Origin of the sequence: uncultured Tateyamaria sp. (assembly GCF_947497045.1) — a bacterium.
Lineage (GTDB): Bacteria > Pseudomonadota > Alphaproteobacteria > Rhodobacterales > Rhodobacteraceae > Tateyamaria.
On sequence record NZ_CANMEU010000017.1, the window covers coordinates 40777 to 49567 of the forward strand.

The window sequence follows — 8791 nt, forward strand, 5'->3', positions numbered from 1 at the left end:
ACAAACTTGTTAAAAAACGAATAAAAATGACAAAAACCGTAGTTCTTGTTCTGCAAGACACCAACACGCTGTCGCTTGCTGCCGCCATTGACCCGCTGAGGGCGGCGAACCGACAGGCCGGGCACACGGTGTTTGACTGGCAATTGGCGACGCCGGGAACTCAAGATGTGATGCTGACCAGCGGGTTGCGGGTGACGGCAGCACCGCTGCACAGAGTGCCCGCCTGTGATGTGCTGATCGTGGTGGCCGGGTTCGCGCTGGAGGCCCAAGCCACGCCTCATCTGATGGCCAGTCTGCGCCGCCTGGCCAAGCCGGACACCACCGTATTGGCGATTGACGGGGGGCCGTGGGTCGTGGCCAAGTCCGGCCTTCTGAACGGGCGAAAAGCCACAACCCATTGGGAAGATTTGGAAAAATTTGCAACCACCTTTGCGGAAGTCGAGACGATCAACGCGCGATACGTCGTGTCAGATCAACGCTGGACCAGCGGAGGGGCCGCGCCCGCGCTTGATATGATGCTGCACCTGATCCAGGTCAAAGCGGGGGCACGCTGTGCGGCGCAGGTCGCGGCAAGTTTTATCCACACCAGCCGTCCGGCCCCTTCGGACCCACAGATGCGCCACCCGCCGACGCGACCGCACACCCCGATCACCGCGCGCGCTCACCGGCTGATGGAGGCACATCTGGAACACCCGCTGCCATTGCCAGCCATCGCCGCACAGCTCGGGTTGACCCCGCGCAGCCTGCAACTCCATTTCCGCCGCGCCCTGAACATCACGGCCAAAGCACATTATCTGACACTGCGGCTGACAGAGGCGCACCGCCTGCTGTGCATCGGCGCAGACACGGTGCAGCAAGTGGCGCTGGCGACCGGGTTTACCTCCAGCTCGACTTTCAGCCGCGCCTACAGGGCGCAGTTTGGGGAACAACCGCGCGAAACGCGCCTCGCCCCACGACTGCAAAGATAAACACGAATACATTCAATACGGCATCGGATGGGCGCGGTGCGCGGCATCAATGTCGTCCATCACCTCTTGGCTCAGCGTCAGATCAGCAGCACCAAGCGCGACCTCCAACTGGTCCATTGTGGTGGCACCGAAAATGACGGACGCCATGAAAGGGCGCGTCATGCACCACGCGAGCGCCATCTGCGCCGGGTCCAGCCCATGCCGTCCAGCAACCGAAAGATAGGCATCGACCGCCTCGAATGCGCGCGCGGTCCTGCGCCCGCCCAGATCGGGGTTCAACGACAGGCGGGATCCATCCGGGACCGCGCCGCCCTGATACTTGCCCGTCAGCAGCCCGGCGGCCAACGGGGAAAATGCAAGCAAACCAACGTCTTCGTTAACGCTCAACTCGGCCATGTCGGTGTCATAAAGGCGGCACATCAGCGAATATTCGTTCTGCACAGACACCACGCGCGGCCCACCCTTGCGGGCAGCCGACGCAAGCCACTCGGCCGTCCCCCACGCGCTTTCATTGGACAAGCCAAAGGCGCGGATCGTGCCGCGATCCACCTCGGCCTGCAACGCGCCAAGGCAGTCATCCATGTTCTGCCGCACCGCCACCGGATCCTGATCAGAGGGATCAAAGGTCCAGTTCTGGCGGAACATATAGCTGCCACGATTGGGCCAATGGAACTGGTAGAGATCAATATAGTCCGTCTGCAATCGACGCAGAGATCCCTCAATCGTCGCGGGGATCGTCGCGGCCGTGATGGGACCTCCACCGCGTACATGAGAAAATCCGGCTCCCGAATGCTTGGTCGCGAGCACCATATCCGAACGGGTACCGCCCCGCTCGACCCACAAGCCGATGATCTGCTCGGTACGCCCGACAGTTTCGGCGCTGATCGGATTGACAGGGTACATTTCGGCGGTATCGACAAAGTTGATACCAGCATCCAACGCGCGATCAATCTGGGCATGCCCCTCTTGGGCGGTGTTCTGGGTGCCCCAGGTCATCGACCCCAGGCACAGGACCGAGACATCGATATCCGTGCGGCCGAGTTTGCGTCTTTCCATAGGGGTGTCCTTCGCGTTGTGATGGTGCTGACCCTAGCGGTGCGGTGTGGACGGGCAAGTAGATTTTCCCAGACACCTTTGCGCCGCAAAAAACGTCGCTGCGGCGCATCAAAGGGATCAGCCTCTGTCACGGTCCACACATCAACGACAGGTATCGGTGCATAAATCCCAGCACTGCCGTGTTAACCTGACATAACCCCGTGCATGAAAAGGACACGCGCATGTTTCGCCGACACTTTCTGACACTCGCCCTTGCCTCGATCGCAGCACCCAGCATGGGCGTATCACAGCCCTATGGGCTGGCTCCGGGGCGCTCGACCATCACCTACACCTTTGTGCTGAATGGAAATCGCGTGCGGGGCACTGTGCCAATCACCCAAGCGGATTTGACGGTGGACCCCAACAATCTGGCCGCGTCCACCGCTGACGTGACAGCCGACGTGCGCGCCGCGCGCACCGGCCTGATCTTTGCCACCGAGGCGCTAAAATCGGCAAGCGTGTTGAACACCGCAGACTTCCCACTGGCGCGGTTTCGCTCGACACAAGTGATCCTTGGACCGGGCGGGCGCATTTCAGACGGGGCTGCGTTGCGGGGAGATCTGACCCTGCGCGGCGTAACCCGCCCCGTTCAATTCAAGGCCGGTCTGTTTCGAACACGCGGCAGCACGTCCAATGATCTCAGCGCACTCAGCGTTCAGCTGTCGGGTCAAATCAACCGCCGGGACTTTGGTGCGGTCGGCTATCCCGATCTGGTCGACGATATCGTGGGCATCGACATCGCCGCAGAAATCTCTGCAAACGGATAAAAACGACACGCGACCGTCGAATCCGCGCATGGCCCGTTTGCCAGTCTGCGCCAAGCTGGTGCGAATATGCGCCTGATCATTTCCTTTGCCGCTCTCTTTTTGTCCGTCGTTCTATTGCAGCTCAGCTCCGGCTCACTCGGGCCGCTGGATGCACTTTCGGGCCTGGCACTTGATTTCACGCGGCAAGAGATCGGGATGCTGGGCTCGGCGCACTTCCTGGGGTTTTTCATCGGGTGCTGGTGGGCTCCGCGACTGATGGGCAGTGTCGGTCATTCACGGGCCTTTGCAGCCTTCACGGCGACGGGTGCGATCGGGCTGATCGCGCATATGCTGATCGTGGACCCCATCGCATGGGCGTTGATGCGGATCGCATCGGGCATGTGTGTGGCGGGCTGCTATACCGTGGTCGAGGCGTGGTTGCAGGCCAAGGTCACAAACGAGACCCGTGGACGCACCATGGGGGTCTATCGGCTGATCGACATGGGCGGATCGCTGGCCGCCCAACTGGTCATTGGTGTGCTCGAACCGGCCAGCTATGTCAGCTACAACCTGCTTGCGATTGTGTGCTGCGCGGCCCTGTTGCCGCTGACATTGACCACGATCAAACAGCCCGAAACACCCAACGCCCCGCGACTGCGCCCGCGATTGGCCGCGCAACGCTCTCCTCTGGCGGCTGCGGGGGTAATCGTCGCCGCCCTCTCAAGTGCGTCGTTTCGGATGGTCGGGCCGATTTATGGGCAAGAGGTCGGGCTGAGCACACCCCAGATTGCGTGGTTCATGGCCTCTTTCGTGCTTGGCGGCGCACTGGCACAGTACCCTGTTGGCTGGCTCGCCGACAAATATGACCGCCGATGGGTTCTGATCTGGCTGTCGGCTGCGGCCATGTGCAGTTGTGCGGTCACCGCGCTCAGCGCCGGGTTGGGCACATATGGGATTATGATTACGGCCGGGCTGTTCGGGTTGACGACATTCCCGATTTATTCGGTGGCCGCCGCCCATGCCCACGATTTTGCCGAGAGTTCCGAACGGGTTGAGCTGTCGGCGGCGCTGATGTTCTATTTCGCACTCGGCGCAATCGCAGCACCATTCACCGCCTCGGCGCTGATCGACAGTTTTGGCCCATCGGCGCTGTTTGGGATGATTGCGGTCGGGCATGGCGGCCTGATCCTGTTCGGTCTGGCCCGGATGCGGACCCGGGCCAGCCCAAGCAAACGCACCGCCTACGTTTACGCACCGCGCACCTCGTTTCTGATCGGACGGCTGACCGGGCGCAGCCGGGATCGCCGCTAAGGCCGACAGGGCCTTTTCCCTGCCGCACGGCACTGGTACACGGGCGACATTCATCCAAAGGCCCGCCATGCAACGTCACCTGATCACATCCGCCATCCCCTATATCAACGGGATCAAACATCTCGGCAATTTGATCGGGAGCCAGCTGCCCGCCGACCTATATGCCCGCTACCAACGCGCGCGCGGCAACGAAGTGCTGTTTTTGTGTGCCACCGACGAACATGGCACCCCGGCGGAACTGGCCGCCGCCAAGGCTGGCAAACCGGTCGCCGAATACTGCGCCGAGATGCACGCGATCCAGGCCGAGATCGCCAAAGGGTTCGGGCTGTCTTTCGACCACTTTGGTCGGTCATCCTCGCCCCAGAACCACGCCTTGACACAGCATTTTGCCGGGCGGCTGGCCGACGCGGATCTGATCCACGAAGTGTCCGAGCAGCAGGTCTACTCCAATGCCGATGGGCGCTATTTGCCGGATCGCTACATCGAGGGGACGTGCCCGAATTGCGGATATGACAAGGCGCGCGGCGATCAGTGTGAAAACTGTACCAAGCAGCTTGATCCCACCGACCTGATTGAGCCGCGCTCGGCCATTTCCGGCTCCACCGATCTTGAGGTGCGCAACACCAAGCACCTCTATTTGCGCCAATCCGCCCTCAAGGACGACCTTGATGCCTGGATCAACAGCAAAACTGATTGGCCCTTGCTGACGACATCCATTGCGAAAAAGTGGTTGCATGACGGTGACGGTTTGCAGGATCGCGGTATCACCCGCGATCTTGACTGGGGCATTCCGGTCCGGCGCGGCGATGCAGAATGGCCGGGGATGGAGGGCAAGGTTTTCTACGTCTGGTTTGATGCGCCGATCGAGTACATCGCCTGCGCGGGCGAATGGGCTGATGCAAACGGGCACGCGGATTGGGAATGCTGGTGGCGCACCGACAAGGGCGCGGACGATGTGCGCTATACCCAGTTCATGGGCAAGGACAACGTGCCGTTTCACACGCTGAGTTTTCCCGCCACATTGCTTGGCTCCGGAGAGCCCTGGAAAATGGTCGATCACCTCAAATCGTTCAATTACCTGAATTATGATGGCGGCCAATTCTCGACAAGCCAGGGGCGGGGTGTGTTCATGGATCAGGCCCTCGCGATTTTGCCTGCCGACTACTGGCGGTGGTGGTTGCTGTCAAACTGCCCGGAAACATCGGATTCGGAATTCACGTGGGAGCTGTTCCAGCAGGGCGTGAACAAGGATCTCGCCGACGTTTTGGGGAATTTCGTCAGCCGGGTGACAAAATTCTGCCGCTCGAAATTTGGTGAAACCGTTCCGGCCGGGACGTCCTACGGGTCGCGCGAGCAGGCGCTGATCGAGGATCTTGATGCCCGCATTGCGCGCTACGTCGCCACGATGGAGGCGATGGAAGTCCGCAAATCCGCGCAGGAACTTCGCGCCATCTGGGTTGCGGGCAACGAATATTTACAGGCGTGCGCCCCATGGACGACCATAAAGGAGAACCCCGACGCTGCGGCCATGCAAATACGGATGGGACTGAACCTGATCGCACTTTACGGGACCTTGTCGGCCCCCTTCATTCCGGATGCCTCGGCAAAGATGCTGATGGCGATGGGTGTTGAAGATGCGGAATGGCCCTCGGACATGGCCCGAACCCTCACGCAGCTGTCGCCCGAACACCCGTTCACTGTACCAGAAAATCTGTTCACCAAGATCACCGGTGAAGACACCGAACGATGGAAAGAACAGTTTTCCGGCACCCGTGAATAACGATTGCCGCACCGTTTGATTTGCATGTTAGTCAGGCTTTGGGTCAACGCCAGGCGTTGTGCACCCCGTTTGAATACAGGCGCATCACAGGTCTTGGACCTTGGTCAAAACTCCTCCCAACCGGTTTCCGCCGCAGTGATTTCTGTGTCCAAAGCCAGCGCCGTATTTCCTGCAATCGGTGCGGCGAATGCAGATCGGGGTTGTGTCGGCGCAAGCACCACATCTTTGGCCTCCGCCGCGCTTCCAAGTTGAAATTTGGCGACGGCGGCGGCAAGCGCATCGGCCTCGGATGTCAGTGCATGGCTTGCGGCGGTCGTCTCTTCAAACATCGCGGCATTCTGCTGGGTGACGTGATCCAATTCGTTTACGGCCACGTTGATTTCGTTCAATCCGGCGGATTGCTCACGCGCTGAACTCGCGATCTCAGCAACACGTTCCGATATTTCCGCAACCGAAGACACAATCGCCGACAGCGCTGTTCCGGTACGATCCACAAGGTCCACACCCTGTTCGACCTGCTCGGCGCTTGTTGAAATGAGCGTATTGATCTCGCGTGCTGCATCAGATGATCGCTGCGCCAAGGCCCGCACCTCGGTGGCGACAACAGCAAATCCGCGTCCCGCCTCACCCGCGCGCGCCGCTTCCACCCCTGCATTCAACGCAAGCAGGTTCGTCTGAAAGGCGATATCATCAATCACGCTGGTGATTTTGGAGATCTCCTGAGATGACGCCTTGATCCCGTCCATCGCGTGAACCGCCTGACCGGCAATTTCCCCCCCTCTTTCCGCATTGGCCTGCGCGTCGCCCGACATCTTGCTTGCCGCATCCGCGCCTTCAGCCGCCGACCGCACTGACGAGGTCAGTTCGTCAAGTGCCGCAGCCGTTTCTTCCAAAGTCGCGGCCTGCCGTTCCGTTCGCCGCGACAGGTCATCAGCCGCGCTAGTGATCTCGGTCGTTTCACTGCGAATGGATTGCACATTTTGGGTGACAGTCGTCAGCGCATCCCGCAATGCCACCAAAGCCAGATTGAAATTCGTCCGAAGCGTCTGGTAATCCTCGGGGATGTTCTGTGACAGCTCTGTCGTCAGATCGCCGTTCGCCAAGCGTTGCAAGGCATCACCCAGTGCCAGCACAACACCTGTCTGTTCTTCGCTGACGCGGGCCTGATCCAGACGCGCTGCCCGGATGTCCTGTTCGGATTGCGTCACATTGGACGCAATGAGAATGCTACGTTCAACGGTCCCATCTTCGGCATTGACCGTGATAAAGCCACCATCAACGACCAGACATTCCCCCTTTCGATCTTGGATGTCGATTTTACCGTGTACGGAGGCATGTGACAGCGCGGCGACAGCCAGGTTCGAGGGGAGCGCGACATCCGTCTGCGTGTCACTCAATATGTCATTCAGCATCAAATTATTCGGACGATCATCCGCATATCCAAGCAACGTGGCCGCAAAATCATTCATCACCGTGCACTGCCCGGCCACATCAAATTCCATCCGCAACTGAGTTGTGTCGATCCCCTGAAGAACCGCTGCATTGCGCTGCGCACTGGTGCGATCGCTCCACTCGATCACAGCCCCTATCAGCCGTTCTTTGTGGTCGCGTGCCGGATTGAGTTTGATGCGCACATGACGCGCCCCGATCCGGCTGTAAAACGCCATATCATCCTGACCATCCGCGTCACCGATCTGGGCAAAGGCATTCTTGACCCCCGACATGGTCGTCAGGTCCGCACCAACCCAGGCACCCTCAACCGCATCCGGCCAGATTTCCATCAAATCAGGCACCAATTGGGACAATAAAGCACAACATGCCGGGTTCACAAAAATCACCTTGCAGGCTTCATCCACCATCATGATTGGTGCCGTACTCCCTTCAAATGCGGCGCTTTTGAATGCGCTGTCCCGTTGAGCCCGCTTTGCTTTGGACAATGACACGCGAAATCCATCAATCTGGCGGGCAATTTCGCCGATCTCATCCCGACGTTTGGTATAAGGGATCTCGATATCATAGATATGACGGGCCATCTTGCCCATTGATCGCCCTAAATAGAGTGCCGGGCGCGACACAGCATACCAGACATACGTCACCACCAGCATCATGGTGGCCACAAACATAAAAGCCGCGATGATATAGGCCGTACGCTGCGCCTTGAGGACCTGCGCCATAACGTGGTCATTTGCCCATGCGGTGACGACGGCCCCCGCAATTGCCCCTTCCCCGCCAAATAAGGCCGGTGCGGCGACATATAACCCGTCTTCAGATGTCACCAGTTCACCGCTTGCGATGGATTGTTCGGCCAATTCCAGAAAAATCGATCTGCTTTCTTCAAGACCCTCGCTCGCAAACAGGACACCCAAATCGGCATTCGTCACAAATGCGCCCTTGGCATCGGGTTGCGCAGTTTCAACAACTCCGATGGAGATGTCCGCCACCGCCACCTCATTACCGAACTTGATTGATCCAGCCATCTGATCGGCGAGCAATCGGGTCACATCCACGGCCCGTGCTGATATTTGATCACCTGCCATCAGACGTTTGTTGCGAAGATCAAGGGTCGTCTGTGTTGACAGGACTGCGATAGTCACAAAACCCGTCAGCAGCGCCGATTTGACGAGCAACGTATTGAACCGGTACCCGGTTTTCCTGAGAGTGTCGAAAAAGCGCATCGAAAGATCCTTGACCGAAAGCGTGCCACTCAACCTTGAAGGGGCGCCGTTCAGATCTCCTATCGCACGTGCCTTACCACTCCCTTAATGCCGATCGATATGCGGATATGGTGACCTTGGCTGGTGATGATGCATTCTATGTGTCCGTCATCAAATGGTTTGAGACAGATGGCGGTTTGACTTTGAGGAGTCGTCGCTCATCTGGGCTTAGTTAAG

The 8791-nt window shown here is 59.2% G+C and carries 6 protein-coding genes; 4 read left to right on the forward strand and 2 right to left on the reverse strand.

The window, feature by feature from the left end; all coding sequences use genetic code 11:
* The first annotated feature begins 26 nt into the window (after positions 1-26).
* The gene (locus Q0859_RS20385) at positions 27-968 is read left to right on the forward strand and encodes a helix-turn-helix domain-containing protein (protein WP_299154797.1); all 942 of its coding nucleotides are present in this window, start codon (positions 27-29) and stop codon (positions 966-968) included.
* A 12-nt stretch (positions 969-980) separates the two neighbouring features.
* Here Q0859_RS20385 and Q0859_RS20390 read toward each other — a convergent pair whose 3' ends face one another.
* Positions 981-2024 carry an aldo/keto reductase gene (locus Q0859_RS20390; RefSeq protein WP_299154799.1) on the reverse strand — a complete coding sequence of 348 codons (1044 nt, stop codon included), beginning with the start codon at positions 2022-2024 and terminating at the stop codon, positions 981-983.
* A 221-nt stretch (positions 2025-2245) separates the two neighbouring features.
* Between Q0859_RS20390 and Q0859_RS20395 the strand changes: the two genes are divergently transcribed.
* From Q0859_RS20395 to metG, 3 genes are all read left to right on the forward strand, one after another.
* Entirely contained in the window at positions 2246-2830 is a 585-nt protein-coding gene (locus tag Q0859_RS20395) for a YceI family protein (protein ID WP_299154801.1), read from the forward strand.
* A gap of 66 nt (positions 2831-2896) precedes the next feature.
* A complete protein-coding gene (locus Q0859_RS20400; RefSeq protein WP_299154803.1) occupies positions 2897-4120 on the forward strand; it encodes an MFS transporter in 1224 nt (407 codons plus the stop codon).
* A gap of 67 nt (positions 4121-4187) precedes the next feature.
* Complete coding sequence (gene metG, locus Q0859_RS20405) at positions 4188-5900, forward strand: methionine--tRNA ligase (protein ID WP_299154806.1); 1713 nt, start codon at positions 4188-4190, stop codon at positions 5898-5900.
* 104 nt (positions 5901-6004) lie between these two features.
* Here metG and Q0859_RS20410 read toward each other — a convergent pair whose 3' ends face one another.
* Positions 6005-8575 carry a methyl-accepting chemotaxis protein gene (locus Q0859_RS20410; protein ID WP_299154807.1) on the reverse strand — a complete coding sequence of 857 codons (2571 nt, stop codon included), beginning with the start codon at positions 8573-8575 and terminating at the stop codon, positions 6005-6007.
* Positions 8576-8791 lie beyond the last annotated feature (216 nt).